The sequence below is a fragment of the Shewanella aquimarina genome, assembly GCF_023349185.1.
Lineage (GTDB): Bacteria > Pseudomonadota > Gammaproteobacteria > Enterobacterales > Shewanellaceae > Shewanella > Shewanella aquimarina.
In genome coordinates this window covers 159,030-182,722 of sequence record NZ_JAKIKY010000003.1, presented here as the reverse complement: position 1 = coordinate 182,722, position 23,693 = coordinate 159,030, and the positions used below count along the sequence as shown (strand labels likewise).

The 23,693-nt window shown below is 51.4% G+C and carries 20 protein-coding genes and 3 tRNA genes; 10 read left to right on the top strand and 13 right to left on the bottom strand.

Translation table 11 applies throughout. The features are described from left to right. Nucleotides 1-175 precede the first annotated feature (175 nt). Complete coding sequence (locus L2731_RS05010; protein WP_239850580.1) at nucleotides 176-589, bottom strand: MarR family winged helix-turn-helix transcriptional regulator; 414 nt, start codon at nucleotides 587-589, stop codon at nucleotides 176-178. A gap of 29 nt (nucleotides 590-618) precedes the next feature. Beyond that, complete coding sequence (gene dmeF, locus L2731_RS05005; protein ID WP_249252109.1) at nucleotides 619-1,674, bottom strand: CDF family Co(II)/Ni(II) efflux transporter DmeF; 1,056 nt, start codon at nucleotides 1,672-1,674, stop codon at nucleotides 619-621. 318 nt (nucleotides 1,675-1,992) lie between these two features. Between dmeF and eco the strand changes: the two genes are divergently transcribed. Then, the gene (gene eco, locus L2731_RS05000; RefSeq protein WP_249252108.1) at nucleotides 1,993-2,550 is read left to right on the top strand and encodes a serine protease inhibitor ecotin; all 558 of its coding nucleotides are present in this window, start codon (nucleotides 1,993-1,995) and stop codon (nucleotides 2,548-2,550) included. 106 nt (nucleotides 2,551-2,656) lie between these two features. Here eco and L2731_RS04995 read toward each other — a convergent pair whose 3' ends face one another. Genes L2731_RS04995 through zwf form a run of 4 tightly spaced genes read right to left on the bottom strand, consistent with a single transcriptional unit; the run spans nucleotide 2,657 to nucleotide 7,339 of the window. After that, complete coding sequence (locus L2731_RS04995) at nucleotides 2,657-3,298, bottom strand: bifunctional 4-hydroxy-2-oxoglutarate aldolase/2-dehydro-3-deoxy-phosphogluconate aldolase (RefSeq protein WP_239850584.1); 642 nt, start codon at nucleotides 3,296-3,298, stop codon at nucleotides 2,657-2,659. 21 nt (nucleotides 3,299-3,319) lie between these two features. Next, a complete protein-coding gene (gene edd / locus L2731_RS04990; RefSeq protein ID WP_041511195.1) occupies nucleotides 3,320-5,146 on the bottom strand; it encodes a phosphogluconate dehydratase in 1,827 nt (608 codons plus the stop codon). Nucleotides 5,147-5,155: 9 nt separating this feature from the next. Further along, nucleotides 5,156-5,854 (bottom strand): 6-phosphogluconolactonase, encoded by a 699-nt coding sequence (gene pgl / locus L2731_RS04985; RefSeq protein WP_249252107.1) that lies wholly within the window; start codon nucleotides 5,852-5,854, stop codon nucleotides 5,156-5,158. Between the two features lie 12 nt (nucleotides 5,855-5,866). Further along, nucleotides 5,867-7,339: a glucose-6-phosphate dehydrogenase gene (zwf, locus tag L2731_RS04980; RefSeq protein ID WP_249252106.1), complete on the bottom strand. Its 1,473-nt coding sequence runs from the start codon at nucleotides 7,337-7,339 to the stop codon at nucleotides 5,867-5,869. A 308-nt stretch (nucleotides 7,340-7,647) separates the two neighbouring features. Here zwf and L2731_RS04975 point away from each other — a divergent pair, with 308 nt between their 5' ends. Continuing rightward, nucleotides 7,648-8,502, top strand: coding sequence for a MurR/RpiR family transcriptional regulator (locus L2731_RS04975; RefSeq protein ID WP_041511193.1), 855 nt, complete (start codon nucleotides 7,648-7,650; stop codon nucleotides 8,500-8,502). A gap of 182 nt (nucleotides 8,503-8,684) precedes the next feature. Further along, a complete protein-coding gene (gene pyk, locus L2731_RS04970) occupies nucleotides 8,685-10,124 on the top strand; it encodes a pyruvate kinase (RefSeq protein WP_239850587.1) in 1,440 nt (479 codons plus the stop codon). Nucleotides 10,125-10,249: 125 nt separating this feature from the next. Here pyk and L2731_RS04965 read toward each other — a convergent pair whose 3' ends face one another. Next, complete coding sequence (locus L2731_RS04965; RefSeq protein WP_249252105.1) at nucleotides 10,250-12,526, bottom strand: acyl-CoA dehydrogenase; 2,277 nt, start codon at nucleotides 12,524-12,526, stop codon at nucleotides 10,250-10,252. 8 nt (nucleotides 12,527-12,534) lie between these two features. After that, nucleotides 12,535-13,173, bottom strand: a complete 639-nt coding sequence (gene psrA / locus L2731_RS04960) for a TetR family transcriptional repressor PsrA (protein WP_041511190.1) — start codon at nucleotides 13,171-13,173, stop codon at nucleotides 12,535-12,537. Between the two features lie 219 nt (nucleotides 13,174-13,392). On the opposite strand from psrA, the gene L2731_RS04955 reads away from it, so the two are divergent. Beyond that, complete coding sequence (locus L2731_RS04955) at nucleotides 13,393-15,261, top strand: M2 family metallopeptidase (RefSeq protein ID WP_249252104.1); 1,869 nt, start codon at nucleotides 13,393-13,395, stop codon at nucleotides 15,259-15,261. A 188-nt stretch (nucleotides 15,262-15,449) separates the two neighbouring features. Here the strand turns inward: L2731_RS04955 and smrA are convergent, their stop codons facing one another. Continuing rightward, the gene (smrA, locus tag L2731_RS04950) at nucleotides 15,450-16,040 is read right to left on the bottom strand and encodes a DNA endonuclease SmrA (protein WP_249252102.1); all 591 of its coding nucleotides are present in this window, start codon (nucleotides 16,038-16,040) and stop codon (nucleotides 15,450-15,452) included. 453 nt (nucleotides 16,041-16,493) lie between these two features. Between smrA and L2731_RS04945 the strand changes: the two genes are divergently transcribed. Continuing rightward, nucleotides 16,494-17,060: a YybH family protein gene (locus L2731_RS04945; protein WP_249252100.1), complete on the top strand. Its 567-nt coding sequence runs from the start codon at nucleotides 16,494-16,496 to the stop codon at nucleotides 17,058-17,060. Continuing rightward, nucleotides 17,053-17,532 carry a YchJ family protein gene (locus L2731_RS04940; protein WP_249252099.1) on the top strand — a complete coding sequence of 160 codons (480 nt, stop codon included), beginning with the start codon at nucleotides 17,053-17,055 and terminating at the stop codon, nucleotides 17,530-17,532. The genes L2731_RS04945 and L2731_RS04940 overlap by 8 nt, the downstream gene beginning before the upstream one ends. Before the next feature lie 218 nt (nucleotides 17,533-17,750). Here L2731_RS04940 and L2731_RS04935 read toward each other — a convergent pair whose 3' ends face one another. From L2731_RS04935 to L2731_RS04925, 3 genes are all read right to left on the bottom strand, one after another. Further along, nucleotides 17,751-19,910, bottom strand: a complete 2,160-nt coding sequence (locus L2731_RS04935; protein ID WP_249252098.1) for a putative bifunctional diguanylate cyclase/phosphodiesterase — start codon at nucleotides 19,908-19,910, stop codon at nucleotides 17,751-17,753. A gap of 159 nt (nucleotides 19,911-20,069) precedes the next feature. Next, nucleotides 20,070-20,357, bottom strand: a complete 288-nt coding sequence (locus tag L2731_RS04930; protein WP_249252097.1) for a DUF406 family protein — start codon at nucleotides 20,355-20,357, stop codon at nucleotides 20,070-20,072. 72 nt (nucleotides 20,358-20,429) lie between these two features. Beyond that, on the bottom strand, nucleotides 20,430-20,918 hold the full coding sequence (locus tag L2731_RS04925) for a VC2046/SO_2500 family protein (RefSeq protein WP_249252096.1): 489 nt from the start codon (nucleotides 20,916-20,918) through the stop codon (nucleotides 20,430-20,432). Nucleotides 20,919-21,043: 125 nt separating this feature from the next. On the opposite strand from L2731_RS04925, the gene L2731_RS04920 reads away from it, so the two are divergent. The 4 genes from L2731_RS04920 to L2731_RS04905 all read left to right on the top strand — a co-directional run bounded on the left by L2731_RS04920 (nucleotide 21,044) and on the right by L2731_RS04905 (nucleotide 22,728). After that, nucleotides 21,044-21,128: transfer RNA gene (locus tag L2731_RS04920), tRNA-Tyr, on the top strand. 31 nt (nucleotides 21,129-21,159) lie between these two features. After that, a tRNA-Tyr gene (locus L2731_RS04915) sits at nucleotides 21,160-21,244 on the top strand. Nucleotides 21,245-21,287: 43 nt separating this feature from the next. Then, nucleotides 21,288-21,372: transfer RNA gene (locus L2731_RS04910), tRNA-Tyr, on the top strand. A 294-nt stretch (nucleotides 21,373-21,666) separates the two neighbouring features. Continuing rightward, nucleotides 21,667-22,728 (top strand): PLP-dependent cysteine synthase family protein, encoded by a 1,062-nt coding sequence (locus tag L2731_RS04905; RefSeq protein ID WP_249252095.1) that lies wholly within the window; start codon nucleotides 21,667-21,669, stop codon nucleotides 22,726-22,728. Nucleotides 22,729-22,989: 261 nt separating this feature from the next. Here L2731_RS04905 and queE read toward each other — a convergent pair whose 3' ends face one another. After that, nucleotides 22,990-23,658, bottom strand: coding sequence for a 7-carboxy-7-deazaguanine synthase QueE (queE, locus tag L2731_RS04900; protein ID WP_239850600.1), 669 nt, complete (start codon nucleotides 23,656-23,658; stop codon nucleotides 22,990-22,992). Nucleotides 23,659-23,693: the final 35 nt, after the last annotated feature.

Below are 23,693 nucleotides of genomic sequence, written 5' to 3'. Positions count from 1 at the left end.
AACAAGTATGAGTGTTAACGGCAGTGCGTGTTAACGACCATATGTGTTAACAACGACGGGCGAAGTTAACAGGCAAGGCTTCAAGGTTATGAATGAACACTTGGAGTTTACACGCCCGAGGTGAAAAAAAAGTGATATTACGGGCGTGTAGGAACCTCAAGTTAAAAACCTAGCATTAAAATTCGTTATTCATGCGCTGAAAGAAACTCAGCAAGAGCTCACGTTCACTATCGGAGAACTTAGCGGTTAACTGATCGGACAACCCATGGTGCAGCTGATCGTGTTCTCGATAGACATCCTGACCCTGCTCGGTTAGTCCAACCAAGATAGAGCGTCTATCCTGCTGATGCGCCTTACGCGCCACTAAACCCGCCTGCTCCATCTTGTCTATCTGCACCGTTAAAGTACCAGTGGTGATCCCCATCTTCTCCGCCAGCTCCTTCATGCGCAGGTCACCATTGGCGCCTAAAATCTCGACCGCATGGATCTGAGGCAAGGAGTGGCCGGCATCCTTAACTACGGCCATCTCCCAGGAAGAGAGCTTTTCATAAAATTCGACTATGGTGTGGCTCAATAGATCATTATTCATGGTTAACGCGCTATTCCTTTTAAAAAATCCTAAATTTCTGCTTTATCGGCACCTTGGTAGCCACTTTGGCAGGCACTTTGGCGACAGGTGATGAGTTCGACCGTCAAATGATCGATACGTTCAAATTTCTCGAGCTTCTGCTTGAAATAGTCGAGATCTTTAGGCTCATGGCTAACGATTGAGACCATAGCAGCGTAATGATCGGCACTGACGCGCCATACATGAATATCACTCACCTGATGGTCCCGCTCGGCTTCGATCAACTCAACCATCTGTTTAACATACTGCTTCTCTATACTGGCATCGAGCAATATGGGCCCCGTCTGTTTCATCAAGCCCCACGCCCAACTGGTGATGATCACAGCGCCCACGACGCCCATCAGAGGATCTAACCAGGTCAGCCCCAAATACTTACCAAACAGCAAGGCGCCGATGGCGAGCAGAGAGGTCAAGGCATCTGCCATCACATGGAAGTAGGCGGCGCGCAGGTTATGGTCATGATGGCCTTTGTCGCCATGGTCATGTTGGTGCGCATGGCTATGGTGATCGTGTTCATGGTGACCATGATGGTGACTGTGATGATGATCATGTCCATGCCCGTAATGGTGATGGTGATGGTGCCCGTGATGATCTTTTAGCAAGAATACTGAGATAACATTGACCGTCAGACCGATCACTGCGACAAAAATCGCCTCGTTAAAATGGATTTGCTCAGGGTTAACCAGGCGGCTCACCGATTCTACCACCATCAGCAGGGCCACCAGACCGAGAGCAACGGCACTGGTAAAGCCGCCCAGCACGCTCACCTTGCCGGTACCAAAGGCAAAATCTGGGCTATCGGCATGCTTCTTTGCGTAGTGGTAGGCAAACAGGGTGATCAAAAACGCCGCAGCATGGGTTCCCATGTGCCAGCCATCTGCCAGTAGTGCCATCGAGCCGTATACTGTACCGGCGACAATTTCGGCGATCATGGTAAACAGGGTTAGCAATAGGACATAACGGGTGTTGCGTTCGCCATCACTGTTTAAATTGGCAAACTGATGACTGTGCTGCCAGGGAGCAAGATGATCCTTTACGTTGGACATGAATAATTCTCTATTAATTGTTATGGGTTGGGCTTTGTAGGCACGCGATACTTTGTAGATACTCGATACCTAGTACCATATACTTTGACTTTCAAACAATTGGCATATTAACTAGTTTGACTTTCAAAGTAAACAGAGGTGAGTAACATCAGATAAAAAGTGACTGACTCGTCACAAATCGCCTTAAACTCGCCACAAACCACCTTAAAAATCAACTAAAAACAACTAATTAAAAAATATCACTTTGTTTTTAACCCTTTTCCACTATGCTAGCGTCTATACCTGGTATAACCGTTCAATTTAACGCTAGGAGCTTTCATGACATTTTCCTTGAACAGATACACACCGGCCCTATTACTCGGCCTGGGACTCTCCCTCTCGACGTTTTGTGCCCAGGCGACAAGCCCAGCTAAGCCTGAGTCTTTCACTATGCCCGTAGCAGTAAGCTACTCGGTGAGCGACTACCAGAGCGAAGAAGCCACTAAGATGTTTCCTGCGCCAAGCGATGGCCTAGTACAACATATTCTCACCCTGCCAAAGCTTGCTAACGAAGAGGACTATCGGCTGGAGATCGCCATCGGCCGCAACGAAGAGGTTGATTGCAACAAGCATGGTCTGTCTGGTGAGATTGAGCAACATACGGTACAAGGCTGGGGCTACAACTATTATCAGGTCGATGCCATCCACCAGGGACCAAGCACCATGATGGCCTGTTTCGACAAGGCCAAGAAAACGGCCTTTCTTACCCTGCCAGAAAAACTGACCTTAGCTTACGACAGTCGTCTACCTAAGGTGTTTTATCTCCCCGCCGGGGCTCAGCTAAGGTACCGCATCTGGCAGGCAAGCAGTGACTATCAATACAGCGAGGCCAAATAGCCACCTCTGCCTAACTCTCGATCAAACACGCTAAGCTAGCCATTAGCCATAAAAAAACCTCTGGCTAGGCAGAGGTTTTTATTTATCATTTGCGACGAAATGACAATTACAAGCCGTTGATGGCGTCTTTACACAACTGGGTGATGCGCGCCCAGTCGCCCTGCTCCATCGCATCGGTTGGCGCAATCCAGCTACCACCGATACAGTCGACATTCTTAAGCGCAAGATAGTCTTTATAACTACTTGGCGTAATACCGCCGGTTGGGCAGAAACGAATATCGGCAAGCGGGCCAGAAAAAGCCTTCAGTGCATTCACACCGCCAGAAGCTTCTGCTGGGAAGAACTTAAAGTTGGTGTAACCAAGCGCCATACCCGACATCACCTCAGAGATGCTGGCAACCCCAGGGATTAAGGGCACGCTACCTTTCATCGCCGCCTTTAACAGCTCGGGGGTGGCACCCGGGGTGATCACAAACTGAGCACCGGCATCGATCGCCTGCTGCAGCTGCTCTTCGTTCAATACGGTACCTGCACCGACCAGGGCTTCAGGTACTTCTTTGGCAATCTTAGTGATCGCTTCCAGCGCACAAGGGGTACGCAGCGTCACTTCGAGTACGCTGATCCCACCATCAACCAGGGCTCTGGCGAGGGGAACCGCATCCTCAATCTTATTAATCACCATGACGGGAACGATCGGGCTACGTTTAAAAATATCTTGGGGTTGAATTGACCAGTTATTCTCAGCCATTGCTAAAAGCTTCCTCAATGATTAATAATTTTCGTCTATGGTCGTGGTGCAGCGTGCACCCGTCTCTGGACTACTTAAATTTGAACGCAATGCCGCGAATAGTTCGCGGCCCATGCCGAAACTCGTACTGCGTAGATCGACCTGTTCCGCTTCACGGCTCGCCAGCACGGCGTCATCGACCAACAGGCTCACTTCGCCGGTATTTGCATCGACGCGGATAAGATCGCCATTTTCGACCTTGGCAATTAAGCCGCCATCCAACGCCTCGGGTGTCAGGTGAATCGCCGCCGGTACCTTACCTGAGGCGCCAGACATACGACCATCGGTCAGCAGCGCCACCTTAAAGCCCTTGTCCTGTAGCGAGCCCAAGATAGGCGTGAGCTTATGCAGCTCTGGCATGCCGATCGCCTTAGGTCCCTGCCCCTTCACCACGACGACGCAGTCTTTGTCGAGCTCACCCGCCTTAAACAAGGCATCGAGCTTGTTCTGATCGTCAATCACCACAGCGGGTGCTTCGACAAATCGATGGGACTCGGCAACGGCAGAGACCTTGATCACGGCGCGCCCCAGATTACCCTTAAGCAGTTTCAAGCCACCGTTGGCCTGGAAAGGCGATGCAACCGCAGTCAGCACCTCTTTGTCCAAGGACTCACTTGGGCCTTCGACCCAAACCAGTTCGTCGTCGATGAGGCGAGGCTCCTGGGTGTAACGACGCAGACCGTAACCTGCAACCGTCATCACATCTTCATGAAGCAGTCCAGCGTCCAGTAACTCTTTTATCAAGAAAGCCATACCGCCTGCGGCGTGGAAGTGGTTGATATCGGCGTGACCGTTGGGATAGACGCGCGCCAGCAGAGGCACGGCATCTGACAACTCAGAGAAGTCATCCCAGTTCACGATAATGCCAGCAGCGCGCGCCGCGGCAACGATATGCATGGTCAGGTTGGTCGAGCCACCAGTCGCCAGCAAGGCTACTATGCCGTTAACCACAGATTTCTCGTTAACCACCTCGCCGATCGGCGTGTATTGGGTACCCATCTCGGTGAGACGACACACCTGCTTGGCCGCCATCTTATTCAGGGCTTCGCGCAGCGGATCGTCCGGGTTAACGAAAGAGGAGCCAGGCAGTTGTAGACCCATCACCTCAAGCATCAGCTGGTTGCTGTTTGCCGTACCGTAGAAGGTACAGGTACCTGCACTGTGATAAGACTTAGATTCGGCTTCAAGCAGCGCATTGCGATCCACTTGGCCTTGGGCAAACTTTTGACGAACCCGCGCCTTTTCCTTATTCGGAATGCCTGACTTCATCGGACCTGCAGGCACAAACAACATGGGCAGATGACCGAAGCTCAGTGCGCCAATCAAGAGGCCTGGTACTATCTTGTCACAGATCCCGAGCAGCAAGGCACCGTCAAACATGTTGTGAGAAAGCCCCACAGCCGTCGACATGGCGATCACCTCACGGCTCAGCAGACTTAGCTCCATCCCAGGTTGCCCCTGAGTCACACCGTCACACATGGCTGGCACACCGGCCGCCACCTGGGCAACGCTGCCAACCTCGTGACAGGCCTCTTTTAAGAGCTGGGGATAGTGTTCGTAAGGCTGGTGCGCCGACAACATATCGTTAAATGCGGTAACAATACCTATGTTGGCCTTGTTGAATGCCTTGATGGTATTTTTATCTGCCGGGCTACAGGCGGCAAAACCATGGGCCAGGTTGCCGCAACTTAAACTGCTACGGTGAACGCCGTTAGCTTTTGCTTCGCCCAGCGCCGCAAGATACTTTTCGCGAGTCGCTTTGCTTCTGGCAATGATCCTGTCGGTAACTGACTGTACTACTGAATGCATAATCGCTCCTTAAGCGCTCCAATAAACATCGACGGGTGTCTTATGCTGGGCCAGTACCGCACGTATCGGCATCGCCTTAGCATCGTCATTCTCGAGCGCCTGTCGGTAAACGGCTAGCTTCTGTTCACCGACTATGTGTAAATAGATTTGGCGTGACGCTAATATCCCAGTCTTAGAGATAGTCATGCGTCCGTGTGGCGCCTCGCCCGGATTCACCGCCAGACAGAGTGCCTGGGTACTCAATGCCTGCTCTATCTCATGCGAGCAAGGGAACCAGGAACAGGTATGACCATCGTTGCCCATGCCAAGCACCACCACATCGAAGGGCTTGGGGAAGTTGGCAAGCTGCTCTATAGCCATGTCGACCCCGGCCTCTGGCGTGGTGAACATATTCTTCAGACCGCGAAACTTGGCGCCCGCGGCGCGGTTTTGCAGCAGGTGCTGTCTCACCAGGCGTTCGTTAGAATCGCTGTGCTCACTGTCGACCCAGCGCTCATCGGCCAGGGTGATATAGACATCGTTCCACTCGATTGCCTTGTGGCTTAACAACTTAAATAGAGCCAGGGGCGTCGAGCCGCCAGACACCACCAGGCTCGCCTTACCGCGAGCATCGATGGCGGCCTGTAGCTGCTCTGCGATGCGATCGGCCAGTTGTGCCTCTAAGCTGGTTTTGCTATCAAAAGATTTGAATACGGATTCTTTAATCATCTTAAATTTTCCTTACTCGTCCCAAGAGCGGCCGTCTTTAGCGATCAAAGCCACTGATGCTACAGGGCCCCAGCTACCAGCTGGATATGGCTTAGGCTTTTCGTTGCTCTCTTCCCACGCCTGGATGATGCCATCGACCCAGGTCCAAGCCTGCTCGACTTCGTCGCGGCGCACAAACAGGGCCTGATTGCCCAACATGGCCTCTAACAATAGACGTTCATAGGCATCGGCGATGCGATCGTTCTTAAAGGTATCGGAGAAACTCAAATCCAGCTTGGTGGTTTGTAATCTTTGTTTCTGCTCTAGACCCGGCACCTTGTTCATCATCTGGATCTCAACCCCTTCGTGAGGCTGCAGACGAATAGTCAGCTTGTTCGGTGGTAGGTTGCGGTAACTTGAGCGATACAGGTTATGAGGCGGGTTCTTGAAATAGACGACAATCTCAGAACTCTTGGTCGGCATGCGCTTACCGCTACGCAGATAGAAAGGTACGCCGGCCCAGCGCCAGTTGTCGATATCGACGCGCAGGGCGACGAAGGTCTCGGCGTGAGACTGAGTGTTAGCCCCTTCCTCTTCGAGGTAGCCAGGAACAGGTGCGCCCTTCAGGAAACCGGCCGAGTATTGGCCGCGTACGGTATTTTCATAGATGTTATCGGCATCTATCTTACGCAGTGACTTAAGTACCTTTACCTTCTCGTCACGAATGCTGTCAGCGTCCAGGTTAACCGGTGGATCCATGGCGACTAAGGTGAGCACCTGCAGCAGGTGGTTTTGGATCATGTCGCGCATCTGACCGGCTTTGTCGAAATAACCCCAACGTCCTTCGATACCTACCTCTTCGGCGACGGTGATCTGTACATGGTCGATCGTACGGTTATCCCACTTAGAGGCAAACAAAGAGTTAGCGAATCGTAGCGCGATCAGGTTCTGTACCGTCTCTTTACCTAGATAGTGGTCGATACGATAGACCTGGTTTTCATTAAAGTAGGCGCTGACTTGATCGTTAATGACTTTAGAAGAAGCGAGATCTGAGCCGATGGGCTTTTCGAGGACAACACGGGTATCTGGATAGATGAGGTTTTGTTCATGCAGGCAACGACAGATATCGCCAAAGATGGCTGGCGGCGTCGCGAAGTAATTCACCATGACGCGCTTCTTGGGATCGAGGATCTCATGGAAGGCACTGTAACCTTCTGCCTCGGTGAAGTTAGTCCCAATGTAGACACAGCGCTTTAGGAATCGCTCGAGGGTTTCATCACACAAGGCTTCTTTAACGAAGCTCTTTAGCGCCGTGACAACCAGCTCCTGATACTCATCATGGCTAAAGGCGTCTTTGGCTACCCCGACTATCTTAGTCTCCTCGTTAAGTAGACCGGCCTTATCCAATTGATAAAGCGAAGGGAGTAACTTACGTCTGGCGAGATCGCCTTTGGTGCCGAACAATACAAAATCACAAGCTTTGGCTTCTGGTGATGTCATGCCCATAGCTTAAAAATCTCCTATGTACTGTGTCCCATCGTTTCGATGAGAAGCTCACATGTTTGTTGTAATATAACAACAGAAATTGTTAATTGCATCTAAATTTTGCAAAAAATGACCTATTAGTAAACTAGCAACGAGACACCAAAATCTGATATGCTTTTTGTGATTAAATTACTATATATAGTAGAAAGTTTGCTCTGTAGTTAGATCATAATTCGTCATATAAACCAAACTGTAGCACTTTTTGTTTGGTTCTATCATGACATAAAAGAATAAATATAATTACATTACAATCCAGTGGATGTACGCATATGAATACCCTAGAAAAGGTTCAGAAAAACCTAACACATTTCAGTAAGTCGGAACGTAAAGTGGCTGAGGTGATCTTGGCGTCACCACAAACCGCGATTCACTCAAGCATCGCCACCTTAGCTAAAATGGCCGATGTGAGTGAGCCCACGGTGAACCGCTTCTGCCGCCGTCTCGACACTAAAGGCTTTCCCGATTTTAAGCTGCACTTAGCACAGAGTCTGGCCAATGGTACCCCCTATGTCAGTCGCCACGTCGAAGAAGACGACAGTCCAGATTCATACACCACCAAGATCTTCGAGTCTTCTATGGCGGCGCTGGATACGGCTAGACAGAGCATGGACACGGCAGCCATCAACAAGGCCGTCGATATTCTTACTCAGGCAAAGAAGATCTCCTTCTTCGGTCTTGGCGCATCGGCCTCTGTCGCCCATGACGCACAAAACAAATTTTTCCGCTTCAACGTCCCGGTGATCTGCTTCGACGACGTATTGATGCAACGCATGAGTTGCATTAACAGTAGCGAAGGCGACGTGGTCGTGTTGATCAGCCACACAGGCCGCACCAAGTCGCTCATCGATATCGCGCGCCTGGCCCGCGAGAACGGCGCCGCGGTGATCGCTATCACCTCGCGTAACTCGCCGCTCAGCGCCGAATGCACCCTTCCCGTCACCATGGAAGTGCCTGAAGATACCGACATGTATCTGCCCATGGCATCGCGCCTTGCACAGCTGGTGATTGTCGACGTGTTGGCCACAGGTTTTACCCTGCGTCGCGGCCCACGTTTCAGAGAGAGTTTAAAGCGCGTGAAAGAGGTGCTGAAAGAGTCTCGTATCGACAAAGAAGCGACTATATAGTCCAGTTTTGTAAGGATATTAGGCGGCCCTTGTATAAGGAGCCGCCTTTTTTTCACTTTTAATCGCAGCGGTTCACAAAATTAATAATTTGAGATAGATCATTTTGTTTGTAATTTTCCTACAAAACTCCATTTTGTCTGTTAATATAGAGTAAGATTATTTAAAACTTAACGGAGTATCTCATGTTCCGCAGAACCAAAATTGTAACGACTCTGGGTCCAGCAACCGATCGTGACGACAATCTACGTCGTATTATCAAAGCTGGTGCAAACGTTGTTCGCCTCAACTTCTCTCATGGTTCACCTGAAGATCACCTAAAACGTGCCACCGACGTGCGAAATATCGCCAAAGAACTCGGTGTACACGTTGCTGTATTGGGTGACCTACAAGGCCCTAAGATCCGTGTCTCTACCTTCAAAGATAACAAGAAGGTGCAACTGGACCTGGGTCAGGCATTCGTCTTAGATGCCGACCTGGAAAAAGGCCAAGGTGACGAACACCAAGTGGGTATCGACTATAAAGAGCTACCACAGGATGTCAGCATCGGCGATATCTTAATGCTCGACGATGGTCGTGTTCAGCTTAAAGTTGAGAAAGTTGAAGGTAATAAGGTTCACACCACAGTGACTGTTGCCGGTCCCCTGTCTAACAACAAGGGCATTAACAAGAAAGGTGGTGGTTTGTCTGCCGCGGCACTGACCGAGAAAGACAAGCAAGACATTATCACCGCAGCAGCCATCAAGGTAGACTACCTGGCAGTTTCATTCCCACGCAGTGGCGCAGACCTGAACTATGCCCGTGAACTGGCACAGAAGGCTGGTAGCAATGCCCTGATCGTCTCTAAAGTTGAGCGCGCAGAAGCCGTAGCTTCAGACGAAGCCATGGACGACGTGATCCTGGCCTCTGACGCTGTTATGGTTGCCCGTGGTGACCTGGGTGTTGAGATTGGTGATGCGGCCCTGGTTGCCGTACAGAAGAAGCTCATCAGCCGCTCTCGTCAGCTGAACAAGAGCGTGATCACCGCGACTCAGATGATGGAGTCTATGATCACCAGCCCAATGCCAACCCGTGCAGAAGTGATGGACGTGGCTAACGCGGTGCTTGATGGCACAGACGCGGTCATGCTGTCAGCTGAAACTGCAGCCGGCGACTTCCCAGAAGAAACCGTTAAGGCAATGGCCAACGTTTGTCTTGGCGCCGAGTCACACCCAAGTGTTCAGGTGTCTAAGCACCGTATGGACGAGCGTTTCACCTCTGTTGAAGAGACTATTGCGCTATCGACCATGTATGCGGCTAACCACCTCGAAGGTGTTAAGGCAATCGTAGCCTTGACCGAATCTGGTGCGACGCCTCAGCTTATGTCGCGTATCAGTTCTGCCCTGCCTATCCTGGCACTGTCACGTCACGATGTGACCCTGGCTAAGATGGCGCTTTACCGCGGCGTACAACCTGTCTACTTCGATTCAACCGCTTACGGCGCAGACGAGCTAGCCAAGAAGGCACTAGAGGCCCTGACCGAAGCGGGTTACCTTACCTCCGGTGACATGGTACTGATGACCAAGGGTGACGCAATGGAAACTATCGGTGGCACTAACACCTGTAAGGTACTGATCGTTGCTTAATACGACTCGCTGAGCGCTAGGTCTTTATCTTTCTGGCCTAAGCAAATAAAGAAAAAGGTACGCAATGCGTACCTTTTTTTATGTTCAAAGCTATCTATTAATGAAAGCTCAAAGCATTCGCTTAGTTACAGACTTTCAAACTCATCCACCGCAATTGCGATCTTACGTAGCCTATCGGCCTCAAGTAGCGTGTCGCGCTCGGCCTCGTTGATAATCGCTTGCTCAAATGCCTGGGCATACACGGCGTCGTTAGCCTGTTTACGCTCAAGTTTGCCTTCCTTCTGGGCATTGCGCAGCGTCTTAAATAGATGCTTTGCCTTGTACTGAGCGATAAACGCATCTTCCACCTCGGCAATACCACCATTGTCGCCTTCGAAATCTGGGCAAAGATGGGTCAACCTATCGCGGGCCGGACCGGGTCTGAGCATGCTCTGACAAACGGCAATGGTAAGCTTGTCATCCGGGCCATTGAAGTGATTGCCAAGTGGGAACACCAAGGCGCGCATCGCATAGGCCAGCGGACGATTGGGGAAGTTACGTAGCGCACCGTGTAGCGCCTTCGCCGCTCTTTGTAGCCTTAACTGCATCACATAATGCACTGTAGGTAGGTCGTCCTGCTGACGGCCATTGTCTTCAAACAACTTGAGGGTCGCCGAACCCAGGTAGAGTTCACTCAGCACATCACCAAGGCGTGCCGACAACATCTCCTTACGCTTAAGATCGCCGCCCATCACCAACATGGACAGATCCGTCACGAAGGCTAAGGCCGCGGACAGCCTGGTCATATCCTTATAGTACTGCTTGGTTTCGCCGGATACGGGCGCCGAGTTGAATCGGCTGCCGGTTAAGGCGCCCCATAGTGAACTCAGGGCATTACGAGCCGCATAGCCCATGTGACCCAGCAGCAGATTATCGAAACGCTCTAACGCCTCGCCGGTATCTTCCATGGCCGCGGCTTCCATCTCGGCCAGTACGTAAGGATGACAACGTGTCGCCCCCTGACCGAAGATCATCAGGCTGCGGGTAAGAATGTTTGCCCCTTCAACCGTAATAGATATCGGCGTGGCCATATAACCATGACCTAGATAGTTCTTAGGCCCAAGCTGGATCCCCTTGCCCGATTGAATATCCATAGCATCGTTGAGCACATCCCGGCCCATCTCTGTCATATGATACTTGGCGATGGCGGTGACCACAGAAGGCTTAACCTTGAGATCGATCCCCGTTGTGGTCAGACGGCGCGCCGCCTCTAGCTGATAGGTGTTGGCGATAATACGCGCCAGGGCCTCTTGCACCCCTTCAAACTGGCCGATCGATAAGCCAAACTGATGACGTACATAACTGTAAGCCGTGGTGGTTTTCGTGGTCACATGACCCGAAGCCGTCGCCAGGGCGGGCAGTGAGATGCCACGACCGGCAGAGAGGCACTCGACCAGCATGCGCCAGCCTCGGCCCGCGTACTGTGGCCCGCCGATGATCCAATCCAGCGGAATGAAGACATCTTCGCCGCGGGTCGTGCCGTTCATGAATCCCATGTTAAGCGGATTATGGCGATTGCCAATCTCGACCCCAGGATGATCCGTTGGGATCAAGGCGCAGGTGATCCCTATCTCTTCTCTGTCTCCCAGCAGGCCATCTGGGTCGCGCATCTGGAACGCCAGACCCAATACGGTCGACACGGGCGCCAGGGTGATATAGCGCTTATCCCAATTCAGCTTAAGGCCTAACACCTCTTCACCCTGGAACTCACCTCGGCACACTATGCCAGTGTCGGGAATGGCGCCCGCATCTGAGCCCGCCTCGGGGCCCGTTAAGGCAAAACAGGGAACCGCCTCACCGCTGGCCAGCTTGGGCAGCCAATGATCGCGCTGCTCCTTGGTGCCATAGTGAGTCAATAGTTCACCTGGGCCTAGGGAGTTTGGCACCATCACACTCACCGCCGCGCTGACGCTGCGACTGGCAAGCTTACTGACGATGGTGGAGTTGGCATAGGCAGAGAAGGCCTTACCACCATATTCTTTGGGGATGATCAGGGCGAAGAAGCCCTCTTTCTTGAAGTAGTCCCACAGCTCGGGCGGCAGATCTTTGCGCTCCTGCACTATGTTGAAATCATCAATCATAGTCAGGGCCGTCATCACCTGCTCATCGATGAAGGCTTTCTCCTCTTCGGTCAGTCGAGGGCGGCCATAGCTGTGGAGCGTGTCCCAGTTGGGCTTGCCGCGAAACAGCTCTGCTTCCCACCACACATCACCGGCTTCCATCGCCTCTTTCTCGGTATCGGAGAGCGGCGGCAACACCTTCTTAAAGAAGGCGAATACGGGCCGCGTAATGCACTGCATACGGATATTTTTCACGCCGAAAAGCACTATGATGACCAATAGTGCCAGAATAAAGAGTGTCATATTGCCCCCTACTGCGTTGTCACAGGCACTGCCACACCGGCAGCCAGATATGGAATCACCTTGCGGATCACGGCTTCGATATCGTTGTGCTCATTGAAATCGGCCTCGGCAATCTCTGTCAGGGCATCGGCGGATGCCATGGTGAAGACCACAGTGCCTAAGGTAAAGTGTAATCGCCAAAACATCTCTGCGGGGGGAATATGTGGTGCGCTTTCGGCAACCGCCTTAACAAACTCACTCAGATGCTCACCATAATGTGTTGTGATGAACCATCTTAAATGGCCCTGACTCTCTATATAGCCACGACCCAGCAGCTGCAGGAAGGTGCGAGTGCCATCGGCCTTGAACTTGTTCAGCTCGAGGAGCGGCTTGACCAGCGACGAGAAGATCTCGTTCAGGCTAGGTTCGCTGCCCTGTTTTAATTGTACTACCGCATCGGAGGCTTCTGGCATGAAACGATCCAGATAGCGCGCGAGCACGGCGCGAATGAGCTCTTTCTTAGAGCCAAAATGATAGTTAACCGAGGCGAGATTAACTTCTGCCTTGCTGGTGATCAGCCGCAAGGAGGTTTCTGAAAAGCCGCGCTCGGCGAATAGCTTTTCTGCCGCATCCAGTATTCTTGTTTTCGTGTCGGATCGATTTGCCATTCCGTGACCTACAACTCTGATTTAAACGTGTGTTTAAATTAAACACTGGTTCACATATTGTCAAATGGAAATCGACAAGCTTTGCGCCTAGTAGCACTCGGTTGCGGCCGACAAAGGCGAATCCGCGATACACAGAGATGCCATAAACTGTAAACTTTGGCGAAATTGAGTAAACTATGCCTCACAAAAAGCCCCACAAAAATAACAAAGGAAGCTCTTATGAAACCAATTTGTGCCAAGTTGACCCCGATTGCCGTGGTCATTGCACTCTCTCTAGGGATCAGCGGCTGTGAAGGTGAGACCAACGCGGCTAAGTCTAACGGCGAAGGGAAAGCCGCTCAAACAAGCCCGAAACAAGATCCAGTAGCCCAGGCTAATCAGTTTATTGACAAGGCCGAAAACCAACTGGCCGAACTGTCCATCGAACAGAATCGCGCCGAATGGATCTACAGTAACTTTATCACCGAAGACACCGCCGCCCTCGCCGCCTCTGTTGGCGAGCGTCAGACCGCTCTGTCGGTACAGCTTGCGACCCAGGCCGCTAATTATAGTCAGCTACCGCTGGATGAGGTCAACGCACGTAAACTCAACATATTACGCAGCGCACTCGTGTTACCTGCGCCACTCGATCCTAAGAAGAATGCCGAGCTTGCTAACATCAGCGCCGAGCTGAATGGTCTCTATGGTAAGGGCAAATATTGCCTGGCCGATGGACGCTGTCTCACTCAGCCAGAGCTTTCAGGCATCATGGCCAGCTCTCGCGATCCAAAAGAGCTCGAGGAGATCTGGAAAGGCTGGCGCGAAATCGCCAAGCCGATGCGCCCCCTGTTTGAGCGCGAAGTGGAGTTAGCCAACGAAGGGGCTAAAGATCTGGGTTATGCCAACCTATCAGAACTCTGGCGCAGTCAGTACGACATGCAACCCGATGCTTTCTCTACCGAACTCGACAGACTCTGGGGCCAGGTTGAACCCCTGTATGAATCTCTGCACTGTTACGTCAGAGGTGAGCTGAACGAACAATATGGCGATGAGGTAGCACCTAAGCAGGGGCCCATTCCCGCACACCTTTTGGGTAACATGTGGGCACAGCAATGGGGTAACGTCTATGACATGGTTGCGCCGCAAGATGCGGATCCCGGCTATGACGTGACCGAGCTTTTGGCGAAACAGGGCTACGATGAGCATAAGATGGTAAAACAAGCCGAAAGCTTCTTTACCTCACTCGGTTTCGACCCGTTACCAGACACCTTCTGGAGCCGTTCGCTGTTTGTGCAGCCCAAGGATCGTGACGTGGTCTGCCACGCCTCGGCCTGGGATCTGGACAACCTGGATGATATTCGTATCAAGATGTGTATCCAGAAGACGGCCGAAGACTTCACCGTTATCCACCACGAACTGGGTCATAACTTCTATCAGCGCGCCTATAAAGAGCAGCCCTTCATCTTTAAGAACAGTGCCAACGACGGCTTCCACGAGGCGATCGGCGATACCATAGCACTGTCGATCACCCCAAGTTACCTGAAACAGATCGGCCTACTCGAGCAAGTACCCGACGCCTCTAAGGATATCGGCCTACTGCTAAGACAGGCGCTGGATAAAGTCGCCTTCCTGCCCTTCGGTCTGATGATAGATCAATGGCGTTGGAAGGTCTTCAGCGGCGAGATCACGCCGGCACAGTACAACCAAGCCTGGTGGGAGCTGCGTGAGAAGTACCAAGGCGTTAAGGCACCAATCACTCGTAGCGAAGCCGACTTCGATCCGGGTGCCAAGTATCACGTGCCTGGTAACGTGCCTTACACCCGCTACTTCCTGGCGCATATTCTTCAGTTCCAGTTCCACAAGGCACTGTGTGATATCGCCGGCGATACAGGCCCAGTCCACCGTTGCAGCATCTACGGTAACAAGGCGGCAGGCGCCAAGCTCAATGCCATGTTAGAGATGGGTCAGAGCAAGCCCTGGCCAGAAGCCCTGGAAGTGGTGACAGGCAAGAAGACCATGGATGCCTCTGCCGTCATCGACTATTTTGCACCGCTAAAAGTCTGGCTGGATGAGCAGAACAAACAGGCTAACCGCCAGTGTGGCTGGTAACTCTTGCCAGTAATTCTTGCTGGTAACCGGCATTCTCGTTAAAAGGCGTGATGCGCCGGAGCTAAGATAGCAAAAACAAAAAATCACCTCCTTGGAGGTGATTTTTTCTCGGCTCTTACTAGGGCCTGATTATGGAAACCATCGTCGACCGAATATAAGTGTTAGCTCAACTCAAGGCGTTCTCATTACTAGGCCCATCTATGCGTGCCCTTGTGATGCTGCTCTGCGGTATCTAACTTATCTTGGGCCGATTTGGCCAACATCACCATCATGGCACCAGCACCGCCCCAGGCAGCTGGCGCACTGTGAAAAGCCTGCACCACCTTTATCTCGGCAAGCCAGGCAGCAACGTAAGATTTGAGCTTTGCGGGAATAGGCTGACTATTCACCCCTGTGCCGTGGATCACGATAAGGTTTCTTAGCCCTGACGCCTGACTGTTTATCACAAAATCGAAAAGCAGCTCTCTGGCCCTGGCTAGACTCAGGCCGGTTAAGTCCAGATCGGCCTGTATCTCATACTTGCCCTGGCGAAACAGCTTAAACACCTGTCCCTGCACGCCCTGCCTTTTAACGCTCACCACGGCTTGTGGCGCCAATGGGGTGATATCATCCAACTCGAGCGACAGTTTTTCCAGCGCCAAGCGCCGCAGCGCCTCTTGGTGGCGTCTTTGCCCCTCCGGACTCGTCCCGCCCTGACTCGGGGCGACCGCATTATTTGCCTTTAACGGCTTAACACCTTGCATAGAAGCGAGAAATAAAGCGCTGTCATCTTCACTCATGCCTATCTCCTCCACTCCTGCCTTCAACTACACCGGCGTGATCACTTTAGTGCAGGCGAACCTGTTACTCAATCTACCACAACTATCCATCGCGACTATACGATCACTCTGGCTGAAATGCTCATCATTGGGAAAGTCTCAGCATCCCAGTCAGGTAAAAGTATCCGTTTAGGCTCACAAAAACTCAAGCCTCCTATAACCCATGGCAGACTAAGCGCCTCAAAAATCACCAGGAGCTCAGTCAAAAACAAGACAGCATCATGGAAAGCTCAACACCGGCTCAATAACATCACCTATGGTAGCGGAAAAGACTAGGAGTTAAGCGGACAACCGTTTAATTGCAGAAAAAAACAACGTCCGGCGCCGGAGACACAATTTGTTAAGAACTAAATCTTTCGCATCAAAAAGCCATGGATTATAGTGACCCTAGTATTAGCAGCAGCGTATAGCTAAATGAAACTCTTCAAATTTGTCCTTATCTTGGGGCTCTGTGCTCTAAATTTCCAAGCCTTTGCCCAGAAGAATGACAATGATGCCTTAAATCAATTCTATAAGCAGTTCAGCGTCGCGTTTGAACAGCTCGATGAGTCTGTTATTCAAGATATTTACGCAGAAAACGCCTGCTACATTCCAGAGCAGCAGAATAAAGAAATCACCATGGGGCGGGATAATATTATCGCGCTCTACAAGCGTTTCTTCGGCAAGATTAAACACAAGAATGCGCAGATAGAAGTGGATTTTCGTGTGGTCGAGCGTCAACTGGACAAGCAACAGGCTACCGACGTGGGCTACTATCTGATCCGTTTCTACCCACCTAAAGAAACCGAAGAACCGGTAAGTGAGTTTGCCGGCAAGTTTGTGATCGTCTCCAAGAAGAAGGCCGACGGCAAATGGTACCTCACAGTCGATACCAACAACCGCTCTGAGCCGTCGTTTTACTATAGTGCCAAGCCCTTACCTAACCTCTATTATGGTCGTCAGTTTTCGACCCTGAGCGAGTCAAGCAGCAAACATGACTAACCCCTCCCTCCCTTGCCCCTGTGGCAGGTCGATAAAAGATAAGCCACTCAGTTACAAAGAGTGTTGTGAACCATATCATCTCGGCAGCATCCCGCCGGATCCTGAATCCTTGATGCGCAGCCGCTATTCCGCGTTTGTGCTCAAACGCCATCAGTATCTTATCGATACCCATCATCCCGACTATCTTAACGGCCTCAGCGTGCAGATCCTCGACCAGGAGAATCATACTCACTGGCTGGCGCTCAGCGTCAACAAGAGTAGCAGCGAACAGAATAAGGGAATGGTTGAGTTTCACGCCTGGTATCGAGCTGACGATGGACTGGATGCCATTCATGAGATATCAGACTTTGTTAAACAGGATGGTCGCTGGTGGTACACCCAGGGTGAGCAACTCTTGCCCAAATACCCTAAACGCAACGATCCCTGTGTATGTCAAAGTAGTAAGAAGTTTAAGCAGTGCTGCCTTAAATAGTAAGGCAGCGTAGAAAACCTATACTGCTGGGAAACTCATCTAAGACGTTCATTTAGCTATCAGACTGGGCCATTAGACACGTCAATAAGCAAGCTCACGGGCTCACGGGCTCAAGGGCTCAAGGGCTCAAGGGCTCAAGGGCTCAAGGCTAACTAGATAACATCTCAAAAGCTATCGCGCTACTACCTATTAATGACTGACCGGCTATTGCCGCCAGATTAATGCAGCGGCGTCTCTGTATTGGCACGAAGGAATTGGCTGAACTCGGCTTCTCGCAGCGCCGGGCTATAGAGGAAACCTTGCGCCTGATGGCAGCTTAACGCCGACAGGAAAGATTCCTGCTCGGCGGTCTCGACCCCCTCGGCCGTCAGCGATAGATTGAGCGCCTTGGCCATGGCAATGATGGCACTGACGATCTCGCGACTCTCACGGCTGACACTGAGATCTGAGATGAAAGATCTGTCTATCTTCAGCTTGGAGATGGGGAACTGCTTCAAATAACGCATCGAGCTGTAACCCGTGCCAAAATCGTCGATGGCCAGCCCTACCCCTAACTCGGCCAACTCCTTACACAGATGGGTCGCATAAACCACATCTTCCATCAGCTCGGTCTCGGTGATCTCCAAAATCAGGGTGTTGGGCCGAATACGGTAACGAGTCACCAATTGCCACACCTGATCATAGAGCTGAGTACTGAAAAACTGGCGCGCAGAGACATTCACATGCATGGAGAGGTTGATATTATGGTGCTGCCACAGGTTAAGCTGGCGACACGCAGCCTCTAACACCCATTCGCCTATGGCCGCGATCATGCCGGTTTGCTCGGCGATATCGATAAAGGCGCCGGGATAGAGGACGCCCTTCTTGGGGTGATGCCAGCGGATCAGCGCCTCGGCTCCTATGTAGGCCTGGCGGCCGAGATCTTTGAGGGGTTGATAATAGAGCTCAAACTCACGATTCTTTAGCGCCGCCTGCAGATCCCGCTCAATTTGTGCATCTTCTTTGAATGACTTTAACAGGGCGTGATTAAAGATCTGTATCGCACTCCCCTGCTTCTTCTTGGCATATTGCACCGCAATATCGGCGTAGGTGAGCGCCGAAAAACCGGCCTCTAGTGCGTTTATCTCGACGACCGACAGTGCAGGTTTAGCCTCGAAAGATTCGGCGCCAACCTGAACAGGCAGATTTAACTGGTGATAGAGACGCTTGATGGCGTAGTCCAGGCTCTGCTCATCCTCAATACCCTCGAGCACCAAGGCAAACTCATCGCTGCCCACACGGGCCATCAGCTCGGCCTTCTTGACGCTGGCGAAGTGTTTGATGCGGCGAGCCACCTCGATTAGCAGGCTATCGCCCTTCTCATGGCCGTAGGTATCGTTGAAGCGCTTAAAGCCTCTGAGATCGATCAGCATCAGGTGGCCACTGCGTGTCTTTTCCAATGCGCGATTGAAATAGCTACGGTTGTAGAGGCCGGTTAGCGAGCAGCGCCAAGCCAAACGCTCGAGCTCATTCTGCTGCACCAACTCTTCTGAACAATCTTCCGCGGTCACCAGGGCGTAGTGATTGCCCCTAGGGGTAGTAAAGGGGCGAACCCGATAACGCAGCCAGTAACTCTCACCATCTCGACGGGTCAACTGGGTATTTCCTTTGGCTATCTTACCCAGCTTGACTTGGGCCAGCACGGCATCGGCCTGAACCGGCGACTGCTTAAAGAAATCCAGACAAGCTAAGGGTTGCCCCAAGATCTGCTGCTTAGGCACACCTGAGATGGCATGATGTGCGCCGTTAACATATTCAATCTTATCTGTGGCCAGGTTGACCACCATACTGATCTGCTCCGACTGTTCGATTGCCTTTAAAAACAGGCTCAGGCGCTCGTCTGTGTCGTAAGCTCGTTGCGTCGCCAGGGTCAATGCCAGCTGATCGGCCACCTGGGAAACGATATGGATCTCGCTCTCTGGCCATTCATGGAACTGACCCGATTCGAGATAGAGCACCCCTTCGAGGTGTCCATTGATACGAATTGCCACATCAAGATGCGAGACCACCTGATTTTCATTGAGGTAATCGACTAATTCGGCGACACGGCCATCATTTTCGACGTCGATTACGTCTATGGTGCGACTGCGTTTGAGTTGATCGAAATAATTGGGACATAGCGATTGCGCGGGGCGTGAAGCCTGGCCTTGCAAACTTGTATGAGCGATGAGCTCACAAGCCTGGCCGCCGGAAAACAGACAAACACCTATGTTGTCCACCTCAAGGGACTGACTGAGCAAATCGCAGGCAAGCTCGGCCGTCTCTTTAAACAGGCCTTCTTGTTTTTGCGTCGAATTGACTATGGTTTCAAGCAGATGTTGAAATTGGCGCTTGGTCATAAAATCCTACTGCCGATAACCTTCTGCCGATAAAAGGTTACCGAGGTAAAAACCGCCAAAGGCGGTAACAACATAGATGTTATTGTTATTATTAAATGTTCAATTTGTGCACATTACACGAATAACTCGCTAATTAGCAAGCTAATCTCGATGACGCTGCTAGAGACTGTGTTCGAGTTGGAAGATCATCTTCTCGGCGCTGTAGCCAAAGGTGAGGCGCAGCTCCTGGCCACCTTCTACTGCCTTAATCTCACTCTCAACACCCTCGAAACGCTGCTTAGCCGCCTGTGCCATGGCTTGCAACTCGCTTTGGGCGTTTTCTCCATCACGTACCAGAGTCAGCACGGTATCAAACTCATCGATCACGGCACCGATATCGGCATAGCTGCCACAATCGTTACAGGTATCGTTTACCAACTCTGATTGACCCTCTTGAATCTTTTTCATTTTGACCCTTAACCTTTTAACTGAAAATGCTCATAGCTATATATAGCAAAAGCCGAGCTACCGCACTTAAAACTAAGCCAAAATGTCTCCTAACGCACGTTGCCTGACGATCTGCTCGGTAAAATGCGGTAATTCCAAACTAGGTGCGTCGGCATCGAGTTCATTGTGAAAACGCGCCAGGGTGATGGGATCGCAGTTAGCCAGCACCTCTTGCATCGCCAGCGGATCCCGTCCTCTGTGGACTAAGGGTTCGGGGTTCAGGTATTGCTGCAGATGAAAGCCACTTAGCCCTGCCTGGTGAAACTGCTCGCTGTTATCTCTGTCTTCACCCAGATGAAGTGCGCTGGTCAGCGCCTGTGGCTCGGGTAACTCAAATTGACGCTTGAGTTTTGTCTCAACATCGCTTGGCTCCTGATCCAAATGAAACTGCGCCATATCTCTGGCATCGTTTGACAACATGGCCAGCAGCAGACCAAATTCTCCCCGGCGATGGTCGACTATCGCCTGGTTGAGTCGGGTACCTAATTGATTCTCGTTGATGATCAACTGACTAGTTCGCATAAAAAAACATCAATAAAACAGCTCGTTGCTATTTAATCGACCGCTTACGCCATAACTTTAGCAATTATTTTAAATTGGGACTTTACAGCGACAAGGATTCTGACTACTATGGCCGCCGCAATTGAGGAGGGGTTCCCGAGTGGCCAAAGGGATCAGACTGTAAATCTGACGGCTCAGCCTTCGAAGGTTCGAATCCTTCTCCCTCCACCATTTGCCTACAATGTAATAAAGAGATACTCGTGGAGGGGTTCCCGAGTGGCCAAAGGGATCAGACTGTAAATCTGACGGCTCAGCCTTCGAAGGTTCGAATCCTTCTCCCTCCACCATCTTTATCTCGTTATTATCTTGTGCTGCTGTACCAAAAAATATGGAGGGGTTCCCGAGTGGCCAAAGGGATCAGACTGTAAATCTGACGGCTCAGCCTTCGAAGGTTCGAATCCTTCTCCCTCCACCATTTTTTCTCTCGCATTATCTGCGCATCATTTAGTTCCTAATTTCAAACACTTTGCTTCATCTTTGTCATCATTTCGATGATATTACGCCCTTAGTTAATGCATTAGTTAATGCCTTGATTCGATGACTGATACTTAGTCCTTTAATTAGCGGATCATTCTTTCAGCCTCCCAAAATTTTCCTCCACGGCCAGCACTCCCTGTTATCCGTCGCATTTATTTTCGATTTTCCTTTTCGTTATAATTTATTTCGTTAAGCTATAACGACTAACCGCTCGATAACCTTAGGAGCCACAATGAATCAATCTTGGGTCAACCAGGCCATCGCCAAGATCGAGGCAGACTATCAACGCAGTGCAGACACCCATCTGATCAAACTTGAACTGCCAATGCTGCCCGGCATCGATATCTACCTAAAAGATGAAAGCACCCATCCCACAGGCAGCCTTAAGCACCGCCTGGCAAGATCCCTGTTTCTCTACGCCCTATGTAACGGTTGGATCACCCAAGATACGCCCATCATAGAATCCTCCTCAGGCAGCACAGCCGTGTCCGAGGCCTACTTTGCACGATTACTGGGACTGCCATTTATCGCCGTGATGCCCGCCTCTACCGCCAAGAAGAAGATACAACAGATAGAGTTCTATGGCGGCCGTTGCCACTTCGTCGACCATTCGAGTGAGATATACGCCGAATCACAACGACTGGCCGACGAGCTGAGGGGCCACTATATGGACCAGTTCACCTACGCCGAGCGGGCAACCGACTGGCGCGGTAACAACAACATCGCCAACTCCATCTTCGAGCAGATGCAGCGAGAACCACATCCCGTCCCTAGCTGGATAGTGATGAGCCCAGGCACGGGCGGCACCTCGGCCACCATAGGCCGCTATATTCGCTATCAATGCGCCAAGACTAAGTTATGTGTGGTCGACCCGGAAAATTCGGTATTCTACGACTATTACCACAGCGGTGATGCCAGCATCAGCTGCGCTGGCGCCAGTCGCATCGAAGGCATAGGGCGACCCAGGGCCGAGCCCTCCTTTATTCCAGGGGTGGTCGATCATATGGTCAAGATTGACGACAGCGCGTCGATCGCCACCATCTATTGGTTAGAGGCGCTGATCGGTCGCAAGGCAGGTCCCTCAACAGGCACTAACCTCTATGGCGCGCTGCAACTTGCCAGCGAGATGCACGCCAACGGCCAGAGCGGCTCCATCGTCACCTTGCTGTGTGACTCGGGTGAGCGCTACCTTGACACCTACTACGACAGTGAGTGGGTAGCGCAACATATTGGTGACATCAGCCAGTATCAGGCCAAGCTAACGGCCTTTAATCAGACGGGACACTTGGAATAACGCGCAGCGCTTTTAGTCCAAGCTCAGGGATGAATAGGCTCGACGTGAGCTAATAGCAATCGTAATAAATAATTGATCATGCTAGCTTGTTAAAACGCTCGATAACTGTATTAGTATTTTTAATTGTAGAATAACTACTTATCTAAAAATCCTGTTTTGTTCTCAAGCGTTTTTCCTGCGCTATTTCTGATCACATATTTACTGTGATTGGTATAAACAAAAAACGGCGCCAATGCGCCGTTTTTTATCTGTAACAACCAGCTAATCGATATTTAAATATTTGTGGGTTTGAATAGAGAGGCGCCAGTTACGCTCGATGCAGATCTTCATCGCCAGCTCTGTGGCTCTAGGCTTCTGACTGATAGGCTGCAGGCAGATGGTCTTGCCCAGGGTGTCTATGCCTTTAAGTAGCTCATCGAGCTCCTCGATATGCGAGGCCTTGGCCACCGGGTGCTTGATCTCATCGGCGCGCTCCAGTGCCTGCTCTAACACCTTATAACCGCCCTTCATGTTGATCTTAGGCGATACAGTTACCCAGGCGCGGGGATCGACCAATACGTCGAAGGTACCACTGGTCTCGATTTGACACTGCATGCCCGCATCGGCAAAGGCCTGGGTCAAGGCGAAAAGATCATAGATACAGGGCTCGCCGCCGGTGATCACCACATGTTTAGCGCTGAAGCCCTGCACCTTGAAGTGCATCAATAACTCACGGGCATCTAGTTCGGCCCAGCGGCCAATGGTGCCGTCCACCTGGATCACTTGCTCGGGGGAGACGCGATTCTCGGCTAAGGTTTCCCAAGTATGTTTGGTATCGCACCAGGAACACCCCACTGGGCACCCCTGCAGACGAACGAAGATCGCCGGCACGCCAGTGTACACACCTTCACCCTGGATGGTTTCAAAAACTTCATTAACCGGATACTTCATCTTTAACCTCGTCACATGCGGGCGGCTTTTATAGA

What these genes read in the sequence shown, in the direction of transcription:
- queE (WP_239850600.1), bottom strand. Translation starts at nt 23,658, where the DNA reads ATGAAGTATCCGGTTAATGAAGTTTTTGAAACCATCCAGGGTGAAGGT.
- L2731_RS04905 (WP_249252095.1), top strand. Translation starts at nt 21,667, where the DNA reads ATGAATCAATCTTGGGTCAACCAGGCCATCGCCAAGATCGAGGCAGAC.
- eco (WP_249252108.1), top strand. Translation starts at nt 1,993, where the DNA reads ATGACATTTTCCTTGAACAGATACACACCGGCCCTATTACTCGGCCTG.
- pgl (WP_249252107.1), bottom strand. Translation starts at nt 5,854, where the DNA reads ATGATTAAAGAATCCGTATTCAAATCTTTTGATAGCAAAACCAGCTTA.
- L2731_RS04940 (WP_249252099.1), top strand. Translation starts at nt 17,053, where the DNA reads ATGACTAACCCCTCCCTCCCTTGCCCCTGTGGCAGGTCGATAAAAGAT.
- pyk (WP_239850587.1), top strand. Translation starts at nt 8,685, where the DNA reads ATGTTCCGCAGAACCAAAATTGTAACGACTCTGGGTCCAGCAACCGAT.
- psrA (WP_041511190.1), bottom strand. Translation starts at nt 13,173, where the DNA reads ATGGCAAATCGATCCGACACGAAAACAAGAATACTGGATGCGGCAGAA.
- L2731_RS04925 (WP_249252096.1), bottom strand. Translation starts at nt 20,918, where the DNA reads ATGCGAACTAGTCAGTTGATCATCAACGAGAATCAATTAGGTACCCGA.
- L2731_RS04930 (WP_249252097.1), bottom strand. Translation starts at nt 20,357, where the DNA reads ATGAAAAAGATTCAAGAGGGTCAATCAGAGTTGGTAAACGATACCTGT.
- edd (WP_041511195.1), bottom strand. Translation starts at nt 5,146, where the DNA reads ATGCATTCAGTAGTACAGTCAGTTACCGACAGGATCATTGCCAGAAGC.
- L2731_RS04935 (WP_249252098.1), bottom strand. Translation starts at nt 19,910, where the DNA reads ATGACCAAGCGCCAATTTCAACATCTGCTTGAAACCATAGTCAATTCG.
- smrA (WP_249252102.1), bottom strand. Translation starts at nt 16,040, where the DNA reads ATGAGTGAAGATGACAGCGCTTTATTTCTCGCTTCTATGCAAGGTGTT.
- L2731_RS05010 (WP_239850580.1), bottom strand. Translation starts at nt 589, where the DNA reads ATGAATAATGATCTATTGAGCCACACCATAGTCGAATTTTATGAAAAG.
- L2731_RS04975 (WP_041511193.1), top strand. Translation starts at nt 7,648, where the DNA reads ATGAATACCCTAGAAAAGGTTCAGAAAAACCTAACACATTTCAGTAAG.
- L2731_RS04965 (WP_249252105.1), bottom strand. Translation starts at nt 12,526, where the DNA reads ATGACACTCTTTATTCTGGCACTATTGGTCATCATAGTGCTTTTCGGC.
- L2731_RS04995 (WP_239850584.1), bottom strand. Translation starts at nt 3,298, where the DNA reads ATGGCTGAGAATAACTGGTCAATTCAACCCCAAGATATTTTTAAACGT.
- L2731_RS04955 (WP_249252104.1), top strand. Translation starts at nt 13,393, where the DNA reads ATGAAACCAATTTGTGCCAAGTTGACCCCGATTGCCGTGGTCATTGCA.
- dmeF (WP_249252109.1), bottom strand. Translation starts at nt 1,674, where the DNA reads ATGTCCAACGTAAAGGATCATCTTGCTCCCTGGCAGCACAGTCATCAG.
- zwf (WP_249252106.1), bottom strand. Translation starts at nt 7,339, where the DNA reads ATGGGCATGACATCACCAGAAGCCAAAGCTTGTGATTTTGTATTGTTC.
- L2731_RS04945 (WP_249252100.1), top strand. Translation starts at nt 16,494, where the DNA reads ATGAAACTCTTCAAATTTGTCCTTATCTTGGGGCTCTGTGCTCTAAAT.